Consider the following 21980-nt stretch of genomic DNA (forward strand, 5'->3'; position numbering starts at 1 on the left):
TTTTCTTGGTCCGGTTGAGGCCTCGTGCTAGCATTTCCCTCCGATGACTTTGTCGACCAGCGTGCACGATCTCCGCACTTTGATCCGCTCTTCCCATCCTCTCGTCGTCATTGAAACGGTCGAGGAGGAGCGAGTCCTGGCCTTACTACAGTCGGTGACCGCACAGGAACGCATGCCGCTCTTCGAGTGGTCCGTCACCAGAGGGCTCACCCGCTCAGCCGAAGGCTCGACACTCAGTAGGATAACCGCGACCCCCTTGGCTGTCCTTCAACATCTTCATGGCCTGACGGTAGAAGCGGTGTTTTGGCTCAAGGATCTTGGGCCACATCTGCAAGATCTCGCTGTCTGCCGACAACTTCGGGAGGTTGCAGCCATCTACAGCCGATCACGAGCCACCTGCCTGTTGACCGGTCAGCCGATCACGCTGCCGTTGGACCTCGACAAGATTGCGGTGCGACTCGATTTGAAACTGCCGGATCGAGACGAGCTACGGTCGATGTTGCGCGGCTTGCTCCAATCGTTGGGACCTCGAACGACTACTCGTCCGCGGTCCGCGACTCTCGCGCAAAGCGTGCTCACTTCGATCAGCGACACCAAGACAGCTGAGAACGACCTCTCGGCTAAGGAGTCCGACGCCATCCTCCGTGCTCTCCAGGGCTTGACGCTTCATCAAGCGCGTCAGGTTGTGGCTGAATGCCTCGTCGAGGACGGGACGCTCTCTGCCGAGGATGTACAAACAATCTTGAAGCGCAAAGTGCAGGCGATCAAGGACGGCGGCCTTCTGGAATACTATCCCTTGGAGGATAATCGATTTGAGTTAGGAGGCTTCACCAATCTGAAGTCTTGGCTGGAGCGCGCCCAAGTCGGATTTACAGCCGAAGCCAAATCGCTCAATCTCACTCCGCCTCGCGGGATCATGTTGGTCGGCGTACCTGGCTGCGGCAAATCGCTCGCGGCGAAGGCTATCGCGCGGGAATGGAAACTCCCGCTCCTGAAACTCGATGCCGGCCGGTTATTCGATAAGTTCGTCGGCGAATCGGAAAGGAATTTTCGCAAGGCGATCGAGATGGCGGAATCCTTATCCCCGATCGTCCTCTGGATCGATGAAATCGAGAAAGCGATGGTCGCAGGTGGAGGAAGCGGCGAGGCTGATGCGGGGTTGAGTCGGCGACTCTTTGGCGCGTTCCTCACGTGGCTCCAGGAAAAACAGCAGGATGTTTTTGTGGTCGCCACGGCCAACGATCTGTCGTCGCTGCCCCCCGAACTCCTACGCAAAGGGCGGTTCGATGAGATTTTTTTCGTCGATCTGCCGGACGATGCAGAACGAGAAGCCATCTGGAAGATTCACCTCGGCCTGCGCAAGCAGGACAGCCAGAAGTTTGATCTCGGCAAGATCGTCAGCGCGAGCGACGGCTTCAGCGGGTCGGAAATCGAACAAGCAGTGGTAGCAGCCCTCTATCGAGCGCTGCACCAAAAAACCCTGCTGACGACCGATCTGCTCATCGAAGAATTAACCCACACAGTACCGCTCTCCGTCACCCGGCGTGAAGACATCGGTGCACTCCGACAGACAGCCGAAGGCCGATTTGTGAACGTGCGGTAACATCGATGTCATTCTTCCTGCTCATAGTTCCTCTTGCGATTGCGAGTCTCGTTGGCTGCACCAAGCCGGCGCAGAAACTGAACAGGGAGACTGTTGCTCCATCAATCTCAGCGGATAAGATGGAGTCTCGCGAACCATCAGCGCTGTCGCAGTCTTCTGCGACAGCGGCCATAGTGGATCCTTCAACTTCGTTCCAAACAGCTCTTCCCAGCCGATCGGCCATCGTTGATTCCGCAGCAAGGCTCGTCGGAGCACGGACCATCACAAGCCAGGGCAAACGTATTGCCTACGATTGTGCCGGGGTGACCCGCGCTATCTTCTTGGAGCACGGCATCGATTTGTATCGTGGAGGTTTTAATGATCCGAAGGGAAACGGCGTCCGGCTCATCCACAACCACGTACTCCAGCATGGAACACTTCATCGAGGATCGAACGTCAGTCCAGGCGATCTTGTATTTTTCGACAACACGTGGGATTTCAACGGAGACGGCAAGGTGAACGATCCTCTGACCCATGTGGGAGTCGTCGAACGGCTGGAACCAGACGGCACCGTGGTTTTCATCAGCCGCGTCGGCAAGGCGATCGCGCGTTATCACATGAACTTGGACCATCCGCATATCCATAAGACCGCCCAAGGCCTGGTGCTCAACGACTACATGCGGCGGAAACTTGCTACCGACCCCGACCACGCGGCCCGCCTGACCGGTGAGCTGTTTTCCTCCTACGGAAACCTTTTAGACCATCGGAAAAGCATTTTCTCGGGCGACTCAATTGCCTGGACTCAGAGCCGACAGCGAACTTCCGTCTCTCCATCCTCAGCCGTACATGAACGATGACGCTGGCTTCGGTCATCCCCATGGCAGTCCAACTCGACCGGAACACCTGGGATTTGACAGAGAAATCCAACATCACAATAGATTTCTGCCGCCACTACAGAACAAGCCCATGATGTCCGATAAGAAACATATCGTGGCGTTAACATTGCGGACGGGCGCTGAATCCCAATTCTTCCTTTGACCTGGTAATATTGTTTCTATGGCTATCTCATCGAGACAAACACATGTTCGAGAAACCAATCCGCTCCGTCGAACCCTCACGGATGTCCGGCATGGACTCTTAGGACTGCATAAAGCTCTGATTGTTGCTGAACAAGTGACGTATGAGCGGATTTATGGACGGGTTGATTCCACAGGCCAACTCTTACAGCTGGTGATGAATGATCCGTGGTTCACCTGGCTGCATCCGCTTTCCAATATGGTGGTCCGCATCGACGAATTGCTCGACGGGAACGACCAGCTGCTCGTCGACGATGTGGCACTACTGTTGACCGAAGTGCGGGCTCTGATTCGCCCCTCAGAACTCGGTGACGGATATGAACGGAGCTACTATGAGGCTCTGCAGCGCGCTCCCGACGTCGTCCTCGCGCACTGCGAAATGAAGAAGCTGCTGACGCTGCCATCGGTGTAGAACCTACGCTCGCTCTTCAACGTGCCACGAGTGGCGGCCCACAAGGACCGGCAACTCATAGTCGACAATCGCTCCTACTCCACTCCCGCGGAAAACCGGTGAATCAAACAGAGGTCGGCGACCGCCACACATTCGAGACCGAACGGGAGATACCCCGTGTAGCCGAGCAAGGGCATCTCGAACAGCTGGAATCGATGGACGAACGGAATGGCGTACTCCCAACGAGCAAGACTCTTCCAGTTCCAGAGTTCCCAAAAGAATCCACAGACCAGGGCTGCCAGCGCCGGCACCCATAAGTTTCGCCAATCGCCTTGCGCGAGTGATGACAGCACTGTCGGTCTCTCGGCTAGTGCCTGAATAGCGACAATCATCAGGAGTGGTCCAACCCAGACGAACGGAAAGAGATAGGCAGGCCAAAGTCCGATCCCGAGGAGTCCCAGACAGGACAGGATCAATAGCAACCAGCTCGTCGGCTTCAGATTCTTTGGGCGTATCGGTCTGCGGAGTTCCATACCCGCACCGGCGCCAGAATACGAGGTCAGCAGCTCAGCCGTGCTGAGGACGGCCGGCAGCACCGTAGAGAACGGGAGCGTGGCTCGCAAGAAGTATTCGAGCGACGACAGTTCGGCGACGCCGGCGTAATACCAGTTCTGCACGAAGCGATTCAGGTACTCGAAGATCCACCAGAATGCGGCGCTTAGGGGAAACAGCGACAGGAAGTAGCGAGGGCGGTGGAGCATCATGGATCGGCCGGTGCGGGTGAATGTGGCAGCGTTCACGGTCACGATGTAGCCGAGCCACAGCGGCGTGAAGGTATGTTCCTGAACAGCGGCCATCCAGGGGAAGCGGGTCCAAGCCAGCACCCACCAGAGGCATGTCCATCCGACTCCGAGCCAACCCCACCAGGGAAACGATGGGCGATAGTGCTGAGTTGGAGGGGATGACGGGCGAAGGTTTACGAGCACGATTCGGAGAAGAATCGGCCCAACTGCCAGAGCGATCAGGAGTGTCAGAGCAAGGAACACCGGCCAGGAGAACGGTTCGTGTTGGATGTAACTCGTGCGGGGAGGAAATTCGAGATAGCGGCCGATCGGCTCACCAGCCAGCAGCACGCCGAGCAGCGGGAGCCCAAGCACCAGCGCAAGGAAGAGGCAGATGATGCCCGCCCGAGTCATCCCTTGCGCCTTTACATTCGCCCTTCATCCAGTTCAATCACATCGGCCCAGGTCGTAACAGACGGCAGGGAACTGACGGCGACTCCACGCTTGTTGGCGATGTCTTGAAGGCGGCCTTGAAAGCGTTGACGAGCCGCATCATCCTTTGGACCAGAGACAAGCAGCCCTTGCGACCATTGCGCGATCTCCTGGTCGGACGGCTTGCTGCTGTTGGCCTTCACCCAAGCAAGCAGTTCCTCGTCCGTCCCACCGGCTAATACGCGCTGTTCAAAGGCCTTCGCATCGATGCCCAGGAAATCGACCAGATATTTATCGAACCCAACCGTGACGTAGTTGTAGTCCTGAATCTGCCCGGCATGGCGCAGACGAATCTTGTCGATAAAACGCCCGAGGTGAGCAATGCCGCCGAGTAAGACTTTTGGACTGCGAGGATAGGTTGGTTGTGACACGGTTTAGTTCTCCCTATGTGAAGATTCAACGCAAGATACAAGTAGGGAACCGTTAAAGTTTAGAGTAGCTGAAGAAAGAAAGGCAACCTGGTCCGGCTGTCAAGTTTTTCTCGTCACGGCCGATACATCAGTAGCAGTGAGGGTGATATGCAGCTCCGGTGCAGCCTCAGAATCCATGTACGATATCCAGCCAGCGTGCAGACCGATGACAGCGCAGCAGAAGGCATACTCTTCGATCTCTCCGCGACAGGCTGCAGAATGCAAAGCAACGTGGCACTGACTCCTGGAAGCTACCTCGCGCTGCACTTCGAGGTTCCTGAAACAGAATCTGCTCTTGCTGTGGAAGTCTCAATTGTGCGCTGGCACAAAGCCAACCAGTTCGGCATTGAGTTTCTTCGGTACGCACAGGGTGATCGTGACAGGATCGCGGATCTCGTCGAAGGTTCCGACGTCCCTGCCATTTCTAATCACGCTGAGCATGAAGACCTTACACTCAGAGCTGTCGCCGCATAAGCCGTCTCTCCCCCCTATCGCGGTCGTTCGCCAGCTCCATCTCACCTCATTTTTGCAACTCGATCCAGCAAGGCTGAGCAGACTTTTGGGAGCTTCGTAGATTGGGACCGTAACGGCAGTTCGGACTGTTCTAGGGAAGGCCTGATTTATTCCCAGCTCGTGATGGACTAAAGGGAGTGCCTCACCCATGTGGGGGCATGCCGTGCATCAACCTAAAAACGGCAGTCAACGTGTCATGTCGGGGCAGTTTTTGAGATCAACAGGGTCGGAGGACCCGCTGTCGTACGCATGAATGTGGCGAATGCACGGGTGAGCATCGCACGCAGGCGGTCGGCATCGGTCCACTGCTCCGCAGTCGCTTTGAGGGTCCGCAGAAAGCCCGCCAAGTTCGACAGCACAGCTTGGATGGCCGAGCGCTTCGCGTGCAGGCTGGTGATGGTCAGGCGCGTGTGTCCCGCGTGGTGAGTTTGCGTGGCGACGCCACGCAGCAACAGCGGCCGGCTGGAGATCGCCTCGAAGTGCTTGTGTGGCTGGGCGAGCTGCACGAACAACGTCCACCAGTTGTAGATCAACGCCACCATCCGTGCCATGAGCCGGCAGCGCGCCAGATCCTGCGTGGTGAAGCCGCCCCTGTGCTAGGCTCGAAAAAGTGGACGCCTTCAACCTACAATGAGAGGTCTGGAGGTGTGAGATGGAACAGGTGCCGCGACAGCAGTATACAAAGGAATTCAGGGAGCAGGCAGTGCGGCTGGTCCTGGAACAGCCGTTGACGATTCCGGAGGCCGCCAGACGCCTGAGCATGTCGGGCAGGACGCTCGAGGGCTGGGTGTGTCGAGCTCGGCAGGGCCAGCTCGCGACGCTGGGCGAGAGCCGACGGCCCGTGACGGAGCTGGAGGCCGAGGTGTCTCGGCTCAAGCGCGATCTCGCTGAAGCGCGGATGGAGCGGGACATCCTAAAAAAGCTGTCAGCGGTCATGCAATAATCCCCAGATGTGGTCAATGAATTCTCCCCACCCTCTCACCGAAGGAGGGATGTGATGGAACTTGACGATAGCAAGGAGACAACGATCATACCGTCCCAGGTAGACCACACTCGGGAGGTATGTATGGTGGATCAAGAGCGGTGGGCGGAGATTCGACGGTTGCGTCATGAAGAGCGGGATCCATTTCAGGGATTGCGCGGCGGTTGGACCTGGATCGGAAGACCGTGCGGCGCAGTCTGCAGCAGACGACGTGGCAACCCTATCGCCGAGCGGCGATGACGGAGACGCTGCTGACCGCCCATGCCGACTTTGTGCGGACCCGTGCGTCGCAGGTTAATTATTCGGCGCGGATTCTCTATCAGGAACTGCGAGCGAGCCACGAGTACATCGGCAGTTATGAGACGGTGAAGCGAGGGGTGGCGCCGCTGCGTGAGGGTCAGCTGCAGGCGGAGCGGGCCCTCCTCCGCTTTGAGACACCGCCGGGCCAGCAGAGTCAGATTGATTGGGGCCAAGCCACCGTGCCCTTCCGCGCCGGCCCGACGGTGGTGCACGTGTTCGTGTTGACGTTGGGGTTCAGCCGACGTGGGTTCTATTACGCCTGTGCCGATGAGCGGCTGGCGCAGTTTCTCGAGGCCCATGAACGGGCTTTTGCGCATTTCGGTGGCCACACGCGAGAGCATCTGTATGACCGACCGCGAACCGTCTGTTATGCGGATGAGACGGGGCGGCGGCTCTGGAATCCCACCTTCAAAGCCTTCGCCGACTATTGGGGCTTTGAGCCGCGCGTGTGTCGGCCCTATCGGGCCCAGACCAAGGTAAGGTCGAATCCGGCGTGAAATATCTGAAACGGAACTTTCTGCCGGGACGAACGTTTGTCGATCTGGTGGACTTTCAAACCCAACTTGACGAATGGACCGCGACAATTGCCGACCGCCGCATCCATGGCACGACGCATGAGGAGCCACTCGTCCGGTTTGCGCGAGAACGCAACCACCTGGTCCCGCTGGCGGACCAGCGCGCCTTCCAGCAGGAGGCGCGCGTCTCACGGATCGTGGCCGAGGACTATTTGGTCAGCCTGGCGACGAACCGCTACTCCGTGCCCTTCCGGCTCATTGGTCAGCGGGTTGAAGTGCAACGACGGGGGACACGGTCCACATCTTTCACCGTGACCAAGAGATCGCGACGCACCCGGTGCTCCCGGGCCAGCACCAATTCCGAATCCAGCCCGAGCACGGCCCTGGAGCCAGTGCGCGTCTCGCCCGCCACCGTCGGTCCACGGTGAGCGATCGGTCCCCTCGCCCCGATGCCTTGCCGGAGGTCGAAGTGCGGGATCTGGCCTGGTACGAGGCGGTGTGTGAGCGCACGGCGTCGCAGGAGGGGCGGCCATGAACGCGGCGCAACTGGAACGGCTCCGTGACCAACTCACGCGCCTACGGCTCTTGAAGAGTCGGGAGCGGCTGGAGGCCCTCTTACAAGAAGCGGCCGTCAAGGAGCTGCCCTATGCCGACTTCCTCGACCAGGTGCTCGGCGAAGAAGTCGCGTCCAAGACCGCGAAGAACATTGCGATGCGGACGAGTTTGGCGCGATTTCCATTCGTCAAGAGTCTGGAGGTCTTCGACTTCAGCTACCAGCCTTCGTTGGATAAGAAGCAGATTCAGCAGGTGGCGACCTGCCACTTCATCGAGCACGGCGAGAATGTCGTGATCTTGGGGCCGCCCGGTGTGGGCAAAAGCCACCTGGCCATCGGGCTAGGGCTGCAAGCCATTGCCCAGGGCTATCGGGTGTTGTTCACGACAGCCGCCGCCATGATCGCTACGCTGACTCGGGCGCTCACGGAGAATCGGCTGGAGGACAAGCTGAAGCTCTATACCATTCCCCGGTTGCTGATCATTGATGAGATCGGCTATCTGCCCATTGACCGCACCGGGGCCAACTTGTTCTTTCAGCTCATCTCACGCCGCTATGAGAAGGGGCCGATGATTTTGACCAGTAACCAGAGTTTCGGGGCTTGGGGCGAGGTGTTTGGCGACCGGGTGCTGGCGACTGCGATCCTGGATCGGGTGCTCCACCACGCGATCACCATCAACATCCGGGGCCATTCCTACCGGCTGAAGGAGAAACTCAAAGCCGGACTTGTGCGGGTCGAAGAAGCGTCAACGACAACCTAACGGGGTGGGGAATTTTCGATGACCATAACTGGGGCAATTTGGATGACCCTTGACAAAAAGCCACCGCGTACGTTGCGAAGGCGCAGCTGCCCGGTACGCGCTCATGAGGACGCTGCGTCTCCACTACCCGCTGAGTCTGTTGTGTCGAGTGCTGGAGGTATCCCGAAGCGGCTACTATGCCTGGCAGCATCGGCGGCCGTCGAAACGCGCCCAGGAGAATGTGCGGCTAGAAGTGGCGATCCAAGCTGCCCATGTGCGCACCCGGCACACGTATGGCCCGGAGCGCCTCCAGGCGGAATTGCGTGCGGACGGCTTCCCCGCCGGGATTGGGCGCATCAAGCGGCTACGCAAGAAACTGAGCCTCCGTTGCAAGCAGGTGCGCCGGTTCACGACCACGACGGATTCGAAGCACGCGCTGCCGGTGGCGGAGAATGTCTTGGCCCAAACGTTTGTCGCCACGCGCCCGAACGAGACCTGGGTCACCGATATCACATATATCCCCACGGCAGAAGGGTGGTTGTATGTGGCGGGGATCAAAGATCTGTATACCTGTGAGGTAGTCGGGCATGCGATGGAGGGCCGCATGACGACGGACTTGGTAAGGCAGGCGCTGGTCATGGCACTGGGGGCGAAACGTCCGCGCCCGGGACTGATCCACCACTCCGATCGTGGCTCGCAGTATTGTGCCCAGGACTATCAGGATCAGCTGCGGCAGTTCGGCCTGATCCCGTCCATGAGTCGGAAGGGGAACTGCTATGACAACGCCCCGATGGAGAGTTTCTGGGGACGCTGAAGAATGAACTGGTGCATCATCGTCGCTACGAAACCCGTGAGCAGGCTCGGCGCGAGATCACGGAGTATATCGAGCTATTCTCTAACCGGCAGCGGCGACATTCTCGACTCGGGAATTGCTCGCCCGCGGCATTTGCCCAGCAGTGGGCCCGTCAGCAGTCGGCGGCGTGAGGCTGCGACTCATGGCGTCCACTCTTGACAACCGGGGTCACCCCAGCCCCACTGATTCTTCAGCTCGTCGAAGGTGTGTTCGGCATCGGCCCGATCGCGAGAGAGCTGGGCGAGGGCAAGGATCTCGTACGGGGTTGAGGTGACCAGCACGGCGTACTCGTACCGCTTGGTCGGCCCCTCGCTCTCTATGAAGTCGAACCACTCCTGATCGTCGTCCGTTCCAGTCATCAGCATCTCGCCGGTGAGTGCCCGGCGCAACACCACCACGCGTCGTGCACGGCTCCAGCCTGACAGCCTCAGCCTGTCCTCGACCCCTTCCCAACCCTGTCCCGCCTCTTCCCATGCGGTGGAGCGGAACCACGTCTTGATGAGGGCCTTCACGTTCTTCGTCAATCGCAGCTTGGTGAGATAGGGCTGGTCGAGCCTCGGCCTCGCGGAGCACCGATTCGTTGCCAAAGGCCACGTCCCCTCGGAGCACAGCGGGGTGCGCCTCCTTCGGCAAGGCATCCAGCCAGGCCCAGATCCCCGGCATGCTATGCAGCGGGGCCGTCTCATTGCCCGGCAGCACATCCACCGCTAACGCGAGCCGCGTGGTGGCCAGCACCGCGCGTTTATCCGACGCGTGGTTGCTGTGGCAGGTGAGCGGGCAGTCCGCTACCCACGCCTCGAACAGGCCACTGACCTTGAGAAACTCGATGAAGAACGGCAACTGGCCCAGTGGGGTCACGGCTGCAGCTGGATCCCACTCGACATGGATGCGCCCTCCAAACGTATCGAGCGCGATCGCCCCGTTCTGTCCTGCCAATGCCTTGCGTGTTGCTTCACCCATTCGGTGACTCTCTTTGTGCGAAGAAAGATGCCGCTAATCCGCCTCCAGCAAGGCTATCCCGGAGCAGGCCGCTGCTTCAACTGCCGTTTCTAGGATCAATCGACGTTTGCCGATGTCCGTTTGAACGGTATGGCAAGCTCACCTGGTCGGCAGCGATTTCTCGATGAGATGAACCGCGCCGTGCCGTGGGCGGAACTGACCACCGCCATTGGACCGGTCTATCCCAGGCCCGAGCGAGCTGGTCGACCCCCGGTGGGTATCGCGCGCATACTGCGCTTCCATTGTCTGCAACAGTCGCATCCGTCAACACGCTCCTTATGCGTAAAGCTTCGTCTCGACCAAAGCCCAGCGGCATCGGCCCCTGAGTGAGACCGAACGAGCCCGGAACCGCGTAAAGGCCAAAGTCCGAGCCGAAGTCGAGCAGGTATTCTTGGGACCAAACGGATCTTTGGATGGTCCACAGTCCGCTATTGCGGCCTAGCGAAGAGCACCCTGGCTGCATATCAGCTACGTGTTGGGGAATCAGTCGTGGCGGCACGACGGCTATCGGCAGGGTCCTAGCAGGGAGGTGCGAACGCGAGCGTGGGCAGCCTGAAGGCGGACAAGCCCTGACAACGACGCTTCCGGCCCATCGCAGTCCAAGACAGATAGCCATGGTTGAGCAATCCAAAAACACATTGATCAGCGCAACGACGAACTACTCAGACGTTCCCTAGTTTTCCTTCTCGGTCAGGCCACGGGTTTTCGTTGCTCTCGCGAAACATTTTCTTCTTCAGAGCCGGACTATCGGTTTGTTTGACCGCGCCTGGGAGCGATGGGGTGGGCGACGCAATGATTCGGCTGAGACTCCTGAAAGTGGGCGCTGCTCAGATGCGCAAGACCTGTCGTTCCTGCAGCAGGCCTGGCAAAACGCGGTGGGCGAGGAAGTAGTATCGAAGCGAAAAGCCTCATAATCCTCCCTTCGGTATCTGATCCGATACACTGGCGTATCTCTTTCGATACGCTCCGCGCGTGTCACATCGCATCCAGCTCTCTTAAGTTGGCGGAATTTACGCATTCTCATCATTTCTCCGTACGGCACCTGGTTTGCTAGGTAGGAGCACGTACACGACCGGCGAGGCCGTCGGTTGTTTCTTTCGACCATGTCAGTCAATCCGCCGCATCCTCTGCCGCTTGGCAAGAAGTCGCGTATAGCTTTCGACGACATGATTCTAACTGAGGAGGGCGACTATGAGTGCAGCGATGACATTGTTTCGCTTGAGCGGTGAGGGACAGGACCTCTTTGACGGCTCCGTGAACGGGATTGCCGTCGTAAAGCGCGTGAACGCGAAGGTGCTCAACGGCGACGGAGGCGTGTCCATTGATCGAGGCTTCGTCGACATGGCGCGGCACAAGGACCTGGACGGCCTGCAATCCTTCACCATCGATGCGGTCATCACCGCAAAAAGCGTGGGTGGAGCGCGTCAAAACATTGTCGAAGCGCAAACTCCTTCCGTGGCAATGTTCATCGAGGCGAACGGCAAGTTGATGGGGTCAGTGCACACGGCGGCCGGATGGGTGGCACTGGACAGCGGCGCCACTCTCATCAAGGCGGGTGTGCCGCAGCGGGTCACGTTCACCCGCGATGGCGCCGGCAAGACCGAATTGCAAATCGATGCCCGCACGGTGGGAGGCGGAACGGCGCCCGGTGTCATCACGAACGTGGGGACGTCGGGCTTTCGCGTGGGCATGGGAATGGACGGCCGGACGTTCCCCTTTGCCGGAACCGTCACCGACCTGAGCATTCGCCAGGGGGTCGTGACACAGCAGTTTTTCACGTCGAAACAGCAGGAAGGGCAACGTCTGGAAACTTTAGTCAAACAAGCAGGCGTGATCAAAAAGATCGCCGTGCGTCTGCTTCCGGATGAAAGCCACGCACGGCTGCAACACGTCAAAGACATCATGCACGCGGCCGGGGTAAAGGCGCTCAGCGATCTCGATACCTTGCCGGTCCGGCAAGCCACGCCGCTCGCATGCGGCCAAGTTCTCGTCGCTCCCAAAAAGCAACCAACCGTGAAAGTCAAGTGGAGCGATATTGCAAAACAATTTCGATCGGGCGATCTCACCACGCGCCGTGAAGTGCTCGCTACTCACCTCACGAACCAAAACAGCACGGCCTTCTTGAGCAAGCTCCCGGTGCAGCCAACGATCCACCTGCGCGAAACCCCGGGCCCCGAGGATGTGGAGACAAGAGACCTCTCCGCTCCAAGCGACCCAGTGACTTCACGCGCTTCCCGGCTTGGCTTGCCGATCCGCATCACGGGCACGACGGTCAATACCACGACTCTCCTGAATTTCACCAACAACAAACTAACGGCAATCACGCCGGGATTGCTGGACAAGCTCAAGACCAAGAAGCCCTCGGATTGGCCGACCACCGCCATAGCCATCGCTCAAGTCATGGAGTTGCGGACGATTCCGATCGACAGCGCCGTGGTCATCGCGGGCACGCTCGATCTGACTGAGCAGCGATTGGTCGTGGAACCGAACGTCTCGACCCTCTATATCATTGCTGAGAACGTCATCTGCGGCAACAATGCAGCGATCACCTGGCGCCGACCCGGCGGCTCTACGCCGGCGCGTGCCGACAATCCGGATTTGAACGGCCGGGATTTCCCCGGCGTGCAAACCAAACACGATTCGCGAGACGGGCTGGACGGCGGGGACGGCATGCCGGGCCAATCCGGGACAGCAGGCGCAGCGGGGCGCCACGCACCCAACATTGAAATGTGGGTCAAGAACATGACCGGCCTGCCGAATCTCGACTTTAACGGCGAGGACGGCATTCAGGGGGGGCGCGGCCAGCGCGGCGGTCGCGGTGGTCGCGGCGGCGGTGGCCATACAGGAAAACGCGTTTGGCTCTTTGGCTGGCATTGCACATCAGAAGGCGGCGACGGAGGTGACGGCGGAAACGGGGCGCGCGGCGGCGACGGCGGCCGAGGGGGAAACGGCGGGAATGCAGGCACCATTTCAATCGGCGTCTTGACCGGCACCCTCGCGAATACGGTGGTGAACAAATCGTTCAAGATCAAGAACCAGGGCGGGCGCAAGGGTCCCGGCGGGTCTGGCGGCGCCGGCGGGTCTGGTGGGAGCGGCGGTCAGAGCGGGAACGGGGAGACTTGTCATGACGCCAAGAACGGCCATCCCGGCGCGCAAGGCCAGCCAGGCGCGCAAGGCCCTGCCGGGTTCAGCGACGGCAGTGATGCGCAGGTGACCTTCTTCGAATTCAGCCAGGCGGCATGGGACGATCTGATGACGCGGCCCTGGATCACCCAATTGAGCCCGACTGACGTATTTCCCGGCGACACCCTTACGATCCGTGGCAGCCGTTTCACGACGAACGATCGGGTGATGCTCGGCGCATCAGCGCTCGCTCCAACGGTCAACGCCGATGAGTCGATCTCCATCGCGATTCCTCTCACAATCACCGGCGGCGAACAACAGATCTTCGTGCGTCGGGCCGACGGAACGGAAAGCAATCGGTTGAATCTTGGGATCAAACCATTGCTCGATGTGCTGACCGATCCCCTGGCGCAGGGCAGCACCGTCAACCTGACCGGCAGGGCTTTCACGACCGGGGCTACCGTGCTGTTCAACGGTGGAACCATTCCCGCCACGGTGACCAGCATCACAGCGCTCTCGTTCGTGGTGCCGGGCACGGGCGGCGGCGGCAGCGCAGGTGGAACCGTCACCATTCAAGTCCGTAATCCGGACGGCCGTGTCAGCAACAGCCGGACCGCGTCGCAGCCGCGGATCCTCGAGATCCCGTTCAAGTACGGGCAGCACAATTTAAGCTTCGACAATTTCACGGATGGAGTGCCGGACTGGGGAACGTATGAAGACACGTTCGGCGCCGCCGAGGTCTGGCACGAATTGCTCGATCCCATCTTCGGGCATCCCGTGCTGACCGCGGCCTACTTCGGATTCTACACGTACTTCCTGAAAGGAAAGGGAAACGGGGGCCTCGCGACGGGCTTCTGTACTTCACTGGCCAGCCTGGTGGCCGATCGCTTTTGGCTCGGCAAGACCGACACCCCGACCGTGCAGAAGGCGGACGTGCACAAGATGCTGACCGGCCAGCACGGCAAACTCTTGAGCCGCGAAAGCCTGTTGACGTTTCACGATCAGGGCCGCGAGGGCATCGACCGCGTGGAAGAATCCTATCGCGAGATTGAAGCCACGTTCTTGCGCGGCACGGATCGGCAAAACATGCCCCTGCTCTTTTTCATCCCATCGGGGGAAGTCTGGGACTCGGGCTATTTCGACAAGCTCTCGTCCTCGCATTGCGTCATGCCCTACCGGTTCGTCTACCCGGTGGGACGGCCAGCGCCTCAACTGACTTCCGACGGCACGTCGACGAACACGGATCCGGATGGGGTGGAGCTGTTTGTCTGGGATTGCAACAATGCCACCTCGCCGAACTGCAAGCTGCGATTCCGCCGGCAGGGCGGGAAAATCCACTTCGAGTTCTTTTCGAACAGCTCCACCGCGCAGTTCAGCAGTCAGGACGGTATCACGCTCGGCATGATGCGGCATGGAGATTACATGCTGGCGGATCATGACCTGCCGTTCAGCGGACCGTTCGGGCTGACATCGTTCATCATCGACTTTCTGCTTTCTCCGGCTGACCTCCAGGCCGTGGATGCCGCCGGCCGACGCGCCGGCAACTTCGACGGCAAGTTGCTGTCTGAAATACCAGGCAGCCATCCCGGCTATTTGACCAAAGGGATGTACCTGCTCCCAGCGAGCACGCCGCTCACACGCACGATCGTCGGCATGGGAGCCGGCACCTATGACTATCATTCCATTACGCCCGATGGCGCATCGATCCTGCTGCAAAACGTCGGAACTCAGCCGGGCCATCGTGATGTGGTTGGAATCAGCGCCGATGCCACGCAGATACGATTCACGCCTGCCGTGGATAAGAACTTTTCATTGTCCGTCGCCCGGATCGTCAACGGGCAGGCCCGCGCGCTCTCCATCGCTGGAGTCGGCGGAGGCCCGAGCAACGATGTCGATATTACGCTGTCCCCGGAGATGAATGTGGTGCGCGTCGGGAATCGCGGCCTCGCGCGCAATCTGACTGTGACGGCACTGGCGGTGACGAAGGGAGGCCAGCCCACCAACAAGGCGCTCGCGGCGATCGCAGTCCCACCGGCCAACGACCTCGCCGTCACGGTGACGGACTGGAACGCCGTTGATGTACAGGCTCAACCTGTACCGTTCGAATAGAGTGCCATAAGGATTGATGCATGGCGGGCCGGAACACTTTCGGTTGATGCTGTCACGGCATCGCCGTGGGCCCGGTCCACCACGTTTTTCTCGTCTGCCGGGCTGCGATCACGCGACGCCGGAACATTCACATCGCCTCCGGTTTGGGTTGTCCGCCTTGCCTCAAAAGCGACGACAAGACTCTTTCGGCACAACCCGTCAGCATCGTGGTCAAGAACGACGTCCACAGGGCACGAAGCCGCCAGGAGCGACACGTCCTTTGTCCGGGAAGTACGCCGATGGGGTGATCCCGCCAATGAAAACCTCATGCCCGTAACAAGAACCCACAGCACGCGTAGATCATGGCCAGGAGCGATTGTGGAGAAAACAGGGGCAGAGGCCCCCGATAATCACAAACCGTCAGGTCTGAACACGACTGACCGTGGCGACTCATGAATCCTGGAAGCTTTTCCAACTCCGTAAGCAGGTCCTGCCGATGCTCGTGAAGATGAGACAGTATTCGAAACTATCATGATGAGACGAAGGTAGGAGCCACTAGGCTCACCGTGATGCTTTCGCCACGACTACAGAATGTGCTTCAATAGGAATGCTCATAGAATGGAGCGGGAGGAATGGTCCGATACGACCCATCGGCGCGAGGTATCGTTGATCATCCCTGCTTACGACTGGTCGGTCTTCTATTGATGATTATCTTGCCTAACGCTCTCATCCAGGCAAAGGCACGGGCGGAAACCAATCCGGTCCAGCGAGAAAATGCTCGGCCGGGCACCGCAGAGTGGCGCCTGACCAATCCAGCCTTGCACCGCGAGATCGAGGGCTATGCCTCACTCACCAGTGTCAACCGGGGCCACCCGATCAAGTTCTACGTCCACACGCAGGACCACTCTTACAGGCTCGAGATCTATCGAATGGGGTGGTATGGAGGCACCGGTGGGAGGCTCGTGCATGGACCTGTGACTCTCCCGGGCGTCTCGCAACGGATGCCGTCGATGGATGCTCGGACTGGACTGGTTGAATGTGCATGGCAGAACCCGTACCTCCTTGTGGTCGGCAACGAGTCCGATCGGGAAACATGGGTCAGCGGCATTTATCTTGCAAAACTGACGGCGGAGGGCAGCGGCGCACAAGCCTACATCATTTTTGTCGTGCGGGATGAGACGCGCCCCTCTGACTTTCTCTTCCAATCGAGCGTCACCACCTATCAGGCCTATAATAATTGGGGCGGCAAATCGCTTTACGACTTCAACAGCACAGGGAGGCGGCGAGCTTACAAAGTGTCTTTCAACCGACCCTATGCTATCAGCAGCAATCCTGTTGCCGCCTACGGTAATGGCGCCGGCGACTTTCTGACCAATAACGCCGTGCCTCCAACGGATGCGTCCTCGCCCTCGGGCTGGGAATACAATATGGTACGATGGTTGGAAAAGGAAGGCTATGACGTCACCTATAGCACAAGTGTTGACACCCACACGAACGCCCGGATCCTAGACCGCCATAAAGGCTGGTTCTCCGTCGGGCATGATGAATACTGGACATGGCAGATGCGCATTCATGTTGAAGGTGGACGCGACCGTGGCGTGCATCTCGCGTTTTTTTCTGGGAATGTGTGCTATTGGCAGATCCGACTGGAGCCCAGTGCGATCACAGGTGAGCAGGATCGCACAATCGTCTCATACAAAGACGATGCACAGGTGCACGATCCCTATGCCAGGAAGGAGTTGGGGGAACGACATCTCACAACGGTGCGTTGGCGGGATGAACCGGTCAACCGGCCTGAGGAGTCCTTGATCGGCGTGATGTATGACGGCAATCCCGTTGATGCCGACATTGTCATCACCAAACCTGACCACTGGACCATGATCGGTACGGATCTTCGGTCGGGCGACCGTTTGCCGCGACTCTTGGGCTATGAGGCCGACCGAATCTTCGGAAGTGCTCCACCAGGCACCACGATTCTCGCCGAATCCCCATACACCTTCGAGGGTCAACCTCACCTGGCCAATATGACAATCTACACCCTTCATAACGGGGCGACGGTGTTCGCGGTTGGGACCATCCAATGGAGTTGGGGACTTGACGATTTCAACGTGCCGGAGCTGCGACAATCGAGCCGTAATGCGAGTGTTCAACAGATCACAAAAAATCTCCTTACTCGGTTTCGACAAGGAGCATCGTCCCACTCACGGTAAGTACACGTCGAGGGCGGTATGGTCCGGACCGTCAGTAACGGCCCTGTCTGGAGAGACCCGGCATGAAGATCGCTCAACTGGTCCACCTAAGCGTGAGTGTGCCTCCTGAAAAGTATGGCGGAACGGAACGAGTGGTCTTCCACCTCGTGGAAGAGCTGGTCCGGCTTGGTCATGACGTCACCCTATTTGCCAGCGGTGATTCGACCACGAGCGCGAAGCTCCTCCCCATGTGCGACCGCGCGCTCACCCATACGCTGTTCATCAATAGAGACGCTATCATGACGCAGATGCTGGAACAGGTGTGGAACCTGTCTCATCAGTTCGACATTATCCATTCTCATCTGGACTTCGTGGGATTTCCTCTGGCCCGCCGGTCCGAGGTCCCTGTCATTACCACGGTCCATGGACACCTGGGAGCACCGGAACTGGCCAAGGTCTATCGCGAATTCTGGGAGATTCCGCTGATCTCCGTTTCGTATGCGCAACGGACGCTTTTTGCTTACAACAACTGGAAAGCGAACGTGTACCACGGGATCCCGGTCGATCTCTATCGATTTCACTCAAAACCTCAGAAGTACCTTGCGTTCACGGGCAGGATGTCGCCGGAGAAATCACCGGAGGTGGCGATCCGGGTCGCTCAACAATTGGGCATCCCGTTGCGGATGGCCGCCAAGGTGGACCCAGTCGATCGTGACTATTTTGAGGCCGAGATCGCCCATCACCTGACACATCCCCTCATCCAGTTTATCGGAGAGATCAGCGATCGTGAAAAGGGCGAATTTCTCGGGAATGCCAGCGCGGTGCTGTGCCCTCATCGGCCGGAGTCGTTCGGCTTGGTGTTGATCGAAGCGTTGGCCTGCGGCACTCCAGTGGTGACCTATCGACACGGGTCGTATCCGGAACTGATCGACCATGAGACGACTGGATTTCTCTGTCGAGATGAGCAAGAGATGGTGCAAGCCGCCCGCCGCGTCGACGAGATCGATCGCCACCGATGCCGCAAGACCTTCGAAGAGCGGTTCACGGCCGAACGCATGGTGAAAGAATACGTCCAACTGTATGAACAAATGATCCGCGAAGCATCGGTAAACGCATCCTTCTCTTCTGATGAATGATGCTGGTGCTCATCACAGAAACATCGGAGGAAGGCGGCAGGATAGCAGGAAGCCTCGTTGCTCAGGCGATCAAGCAAACTCCGGCATTGCGGCTTGGACTCGCTGCTGGTACCACGCCGCTCGGATTGTACCGGAAGCTGGTGGATCTGCATCGCACGACGCCTCTCGATTTTGCTCACGTTCGGCTTTTCAGCCTCGACGAGTTCATCGGGTTACCGAGCAACAACCCGCACAGCTATCACAGCTTCTTTCATCAGCATCTTCTCAACCACGTCAATATCGATCCGGCGCATCTCCATCTTTTGCACGGACAGGCCGAGGACATCGACTCCTACTGTGTTTCGTATGAACGGCTCATCCGAAACCAAGGCGGCATCGATCTGCAGATCCTAGGAATAGGGCAGAACGGCCACCTAGGATTCAATGAACCAGGTTCCAGTCTCAATTCCCGAACAAGGCGCAGTCTCCTGAGCGCGTCGACCAAACACTATCTTGCTCGGGTCTTCGATAGCGAGCCGGTCCCGGAATGGGCTGTGACCATGGGTCTCGGCACCATTCGTGAGGCGCAAACACTCTTGCTGTTGGCCTTTGGAACACGCAAGGCCGCAGTCGTCGCCAAAGCCGTGGAAGGACCGTTGAGTGCGTTCACGCCTGCCTCATCCATTCAGTTGCATCCCAACGTCGTCCTCGTGCTTGACCGCGAAGCTGCGGGTTCCCTCAAGAATCAGGAATACTATCGGCAGCAATCGTCTCACATGATGAAAAGCAATCAATGGTTCTTGGAACCTTGATTTACGCAGGCTGCTCAGGACGGTCTTTCAATCTGGCCACCTTTTCCCCGAGCGCTAAGGTTTCCTCGCGGTCACGAGATGGGCCGACAATGGGAACGCCACTCGTCCATCCGCCGTCGCGTAGGAACTGAGAGTCTGCTCAGCTGTCTCTAATATACGGTGAATCTGGTCCTCGCTCAGCAGTACTCCCATAACCGGCAGCCAGCCCCTCAGGTCGGCCTCGACCATGGTCCGAATGCTGGGGAAGAGCGCAGTCCCTTGATGAGTGGTAATTTGGGCTGAGGCCACCCCGGCTTCCGAAAACAACTTGACGAGATCTTTCCGATTGCCGAGCACGAATGGTGCTCGCAGGGCATCCGCCGCTTGCCGGCCGGCTATTTGTTCCAGTAGCGCGACCTCAGCGGCATAGGCTGGTATGTTGTCGAGCGAGTCCCAGATCGCCACAGCCAACCGTCCTCCCGGCACCAGCACGCGAAGCATCTCGCGAAGGGCCTGGCGGCGATCCCTAAAGAACATGAGGCCGAACTGGTTCACAACAGCATCGAAAGACCGATCAGGGAACGGTAGTGACTCGGCGATCCCCTCTTGCCACTCGATCGCTGGTGCAAGCTGTCGAGCTACCGCGACCATTCCAGGGTTCGAGTCAATCCCCACGACATACCCGGTTGATCCGACCCGCGAGGCGGCTTCACGCGCAAGAATTCCGGTGCCGCATGCGACGTCGAGTACTCGTTGACCAGGCTTGATGTGCACGGCATCCGCGCTCTTTGGTGCCCACTGCCCGAAGAGCGCCGGCACGAACAGCGCTTCGTACGAATTCGCAGCTTCGATCTGAGCCTGTAACGAGAGCTCGCTCATGTGGAGATTACATCCCAAGCTGTCCGATCATGTGCCCTCTGCTTCCGTATAAATTACGTACTCGACGGCTTCGTCGAAACACACGGTTTTCGTACGTTAAGGGTTTGGGTGATCCAAGAACGTGATTGGAGGGCGCTTTCAGCGGCCTGATTTCGCTGATTTGCCGGCTTGCAGATACCTGTCGATCCCTGCCGCCATTTTGCGGCCCTCGGCGATGGCCCAGACGATGAGCGACGCGCCTCGTTTGGTATCGCCACCCGCAAAAACGCCGTCGAGGTTGGTCATGAAGTTCTCGTCCACTGATACCGCCCCTCGCGCGTCATACTTCACACCCAGATCGTCAAGCAGGCCGTTCTTGACCGGACCGGTGAACCCCATGGCCAACAGCACCAGGTCGACATTCATCTCGAACTCGGTTTCCGGCATCGGCTGAAACTTTCCACTTTCAAACGTGACTCGATTTGCATGGAGTCTTGTGACATGACCATTGTGGCCGGTGAACCTCGAGGTGGAGACGCTCCACTGCCTATCACAGCCTTCTTCATGAGCGTGCGAGGTGCGCAGCTGCATCGGCCAGAGCGGCCAGGGGGTCGACTCTGCCCGCTGCGGCGGGGGTTCCGGTAGCAATTCAAATTGATGCGCTTCGAGACAGCCTTGACGGTGCGCGGTGCCGAGACAGTCGGATCCCGTATCGCCTCCGCCGATGATAACCACCCGTTTACCCTTTGCCGTAATCGGCTCGTCGTTGAACGGGATGCCGGCCGTGCGCTTATTTTGCTGGGTGAGATACTCCATCGCAGGATGCACACCCTTCAGCTCACGCCCCGGGATCGGCAACTCACGAGCCTGCTCGGCACCCATTGTGAGGCCTACCGCATCAAACTGTTGACGCAGCTGATCACCGGTCATATCTTTGCCGATCGCAACACTGGCTTGAAACTTCACCCCCTCGGCCTTCATCTGTTCCAACCGCCTGTCGATGACCCATTTTTCCATTTTGAAATCGGGAATGCCGTAGCGAAGTAGGCCCCCGATCCGATCGGATTTTTCGAAGACCGTCACCTCATGACCGACCCGAGCCAGTTGTTGCGCAGCAGCCAAACCCGCCGGACCGGAACCGACGATCGCCACGGTCTTGCCGGTTTTCACGACCGGTAGAATCGGCGTCACGAAGCCTTCATTGAAGCCACGGTCGACTATGTTCCATTCGATGATGCGGATGGAAACCGGATCTTCATTGATACCCAGCACACAAGCGCCCTCACAGGGCGCCGGACAGAGCCTGCCGGTGAACTCGGGGAAATTGTTCGTCGTATGCAGAGCTTTCAGCGCATCTTTCCAACGACCGCGATAGACAAGATCGTTCCATTCGGGAATCAGATTCACGACCGGGCAACCGGTGTTGCCTTGGCAAAACGGCACCCCGCAATCCATGCAGCGCGCGCCCTGGATCTTCAATTTGTCCTCGGAGATCGGCTCGTACATCTCCTTCCAATCCAGCACACGCAGCTCGATTGGCTTGCGCTTCGGGCCCTCACGGGCATATTTCATGAAACCTTTTGGATCTCCCATCTTCTCTCCAGGACTGAGGATTCAGGACTGAGGAC

Annotated in this window: 19 protein-coding genes and 1 pseudogene; 13 read left to right on the forward strand and 7 right to left on the reverse strand. The window is 58.8% G+C overall.

Annotation, left to right across the window (positions count from 1 at the left end; genetic code table 11):
- Window positions 1-43: 43 nt before the first annotated feature.
- The 3 genes from P0119_09025 to P0119_09035 all read left to right on the forward strand — a co-directional run bounded on the left by P0119_09025 (window position 44) and on the right by P0119_09035 (window position 3070).
- Window positions 44-1603 (forward strand): AAA family ATPase, encoded by a 1560-nt coding sequence (locus tag P0119_09025; protein ID MDF0666202.1) that lies wholly within the window; start codon window positions 44-46, stop codon window positions 1601-1603.
- Window positions 1604-1722: 119 nt separating this feature from the next.
- On the forward strand, window positions 1723-2439 hold the full coding sequence (locus tag P0119_09030) for a CHAP domain-containing protein (protein ID MDF0666203.1): 717 nt from the start codon (window positions 1723-1725) through the stop codon (window positions 2437-2439).
- 199 nt (window positions 2440-2638) lie between these two features.
- Window positions 2639-3070, forward strand: a complete 432-nt coding sequence (locus P0119_09035; GenBank protein ID MDF0666204.1) for a hypothetical protein — start codon at window positions 2639-2641, stop codon at window positions 3068-3070.
- A gap of 74 nt (window positions 3071-3144) precedes the next feature.
- On the opposite strand, the gene P0119_09040 is transcribed toward P0119_09035, so the two are convergent.
- Window positions 3145-4245, reverse strand: coding sequence for a hypothetical protein (locus P0119_09040; GenBank protein ID MDF0666205.1), 1101 nt, complete (start codon window positions 4243-4245; stop codon window positions 3145-3147).
- Window positions 4246-4256: 11 nt separating this feature from the next.
- Window positions 4257-4694, reverse strand: coding sequence for a DUF5069 domain-containing protein (locus P0119_09045; protein MDF0666206.1), 438 nt, complete (start codon window positions 4692-4694; stop codon window positions 4257-4259).
- Between the two features lie 147 nt (window positions 4695-4841).
- On the opposite strand from P0119_09045, the gene P0119_09050 reads away from it, so the two are divergent.
- A complete protein-coding gene (locus P0119_09050; protein ID MDF0666207.1) occupies window positions 4842-5207 on the forward strand; it encodes a PilZ domain-containing protein in 366 nt (121 codons plus the stop codon).
- A 233-nt stretch (window positions 5208-5440) separates the two neighbouring features.
- Here the strand turns inward: P0119_09050 and P0119_09055 are convergent, their stop codons facing one another.
- On the reverse strand, window positions 5441-5788 hold the full coding sequence (locus P0119_09055; protein ID MDF0666208.1) for a hypothetical protein: 348 nt from the start codon (window positions 5786-5788) through the stop codon (window positions 5441-5443).
- 110 nt (window positions 5789-5898) lie between these two features.
- Between P0119_09055 and P0119_09060 the strand changes: the two genes are divergently transcribed.
- The 5 genes and pseudogenes from P0119_09060 (at window position 5899) to P0119_09080 (ending at window position 9320) form a co-directional block, all read left to right on the forward strand.
- Complete coding sequence (locus tag P0119_09060; GenBank protein MDF0666209.1) at window positions 5899-6189, forward strand: transposase; 291 nt, start codon at window positions 5899-5901, stop codon at window positions 6187-6189.
- 203 nt (window positions 6190-6392) lie between these two features.
- On the forward strand, window positions 6393-7025 hold the full coding sequence (istA, locus tag P0119_09065) for an IS21 family transposase (GenBank protein ID MDF0666210.1): 633 nt from the start codon (window positions 6393-6395) through the stop codon (window positions 7023-7025).
- Entirely contained in the window at window positions 7022-7471 is a 450-nt protein-coding gene (locus tag P0119_09070) for a hypothetical protein (GenBank protein MDF0666211.1), read from the forward strand. The genes istA and P0119_09070 overlap by 4 nt, the downstream gene beginning before the upstream one ends.
- Before the next feature lie 103 nt (window positions 7472-7574).
- A complete protein-coding gene (istB, locus tag P0119_09075) occupies window positions 7575-8357 on the forward strand; it encodes an IS21-like element helper ATPase IstB (protein MDF0666212.1) in 783 nt (260 codons plus the stop codon).
- 64 nt (window positions 8358-8421) lie between these two features.
- Window positions 8422-9320: pseudogene (locus P0119_09080) on the forward strand (IS3 family transposase).
- 37 nt (window positions 9321-9357) lie between these two features.
- Here the strand turns inward: P0119_09080 and P0119_09085 are convergent.
- Window positions 9358-10149, reverse strand: a complete 792-nt coding sequence (locus tag P0119_09085) for a hypothetical protein (GenBank protein ID MDF0666213.1) — start codon at window positions 10147-10149, stop codon at window positions 9358-9360.
- A 138-nt stretch (window positions 10150-10287) separates the two neighbouring features.
- Complete coding sequence (locus P0119_09090) at window positions 10288-10449, reverse strand: hypothetical protein (protein ID MDF0666214.1); 162 nt, start codon at window positions 10447-10449, stop codon at window positions 10288-10290.
- Window positions 10450-11379: 930 nt separating this feature from the next.
- Between P0119_09090 and P0119_09095 the strand changes: the two genes are divergently transcribed.
- The 4 genes from P0119_09095 (at window position 11380) to nagB (ending at window position 19515) form a co-directional block, all read left to right on the forward strand.
- On the forward strand, window positions 11380-15420 hold the full coding sequence (locus P0119_09095; GenBank protein MDF0666215.1) for an IPT/TIG domain-containing protein: 4041 nt from the start codon (window positions 11380-11382) through the stop codon (window positions 15418-15420).
- A gap of 611 nt (window positions 15421-16031) precedes the next feature.
- Window positions 16032-17609 carry a hypothetical protein gene (locus tag P0119_09100; protein ID MDF0666216.1) on the forward strand — a complete coding sequence of 526 codons (1578 nt, stop codon included), beginning with the start codon at window positions 16032-16034 and terminating at the stop codon, window positions 17607-17609.
- A gap of 62 nt (window positions 17610-17671) precedes the next feature.
- On the forward strand, window positions 17672-18724 hold the full coding sequence (locus P0119_09105; protein ID MDF0666217.1) for a glycosyltransferase family 4 protein: 1053 nt from the start codon (window positions 17672-17674) through the stop codon (window positions 18722-18724).
- A 5-nt stretch (window positions 18725-18729) separates the two neighbouring features.
- Window positions 18730-19515, forward strand: coding sequence for a glucosamine-6-phosphate deaminase (nagB, locus tag P0119_09110; protein ID MDF0666218.1), 786 nt, complete (start codon window positions 18730-18732; stop codon window positions 19513-19515).
- A gap of 54 nt (window positions 19516-19569) precedes the next feature.
- Here the strand turns inward: nagB and P0119_09115 are convergent, their stop codons facing one another.
- Window positions 19570-20373: a methyltransferase domain-containing protein gene (locus tag P0119_09115; GenBank protein MDF0666219.1), complete on the reverse strand. Its 804-nt coding sequence runs from the start codon at window positions 20371-20373 to the stop codon at window positions 19570-19572.
- Window positions 20374-20511: 138 nt separating this feature from the next.
- Window positions 20512-21945: a glutamate synthase subunit beta gene (locus tag P0119_09120; protein ID MDF0666220.1), complete on the reverse strand. Its 1434-nt coding sequence runs from the start codon at window positions 21943-21945 to the stop codon at window positions 20512-20514.
- Window positions 21946-21980 lie beyond the last annotated feature (35 nt).

The sequence above is a fragment of the Nitrospira sp. genome (assembly GCA_029194665.1).
Classification (GTDB): domain Bacteria; phylum Nitrospirota; class Nitrospiria; order Nitrospirales; family Nitrospiraceae; genus Nitrospira_D.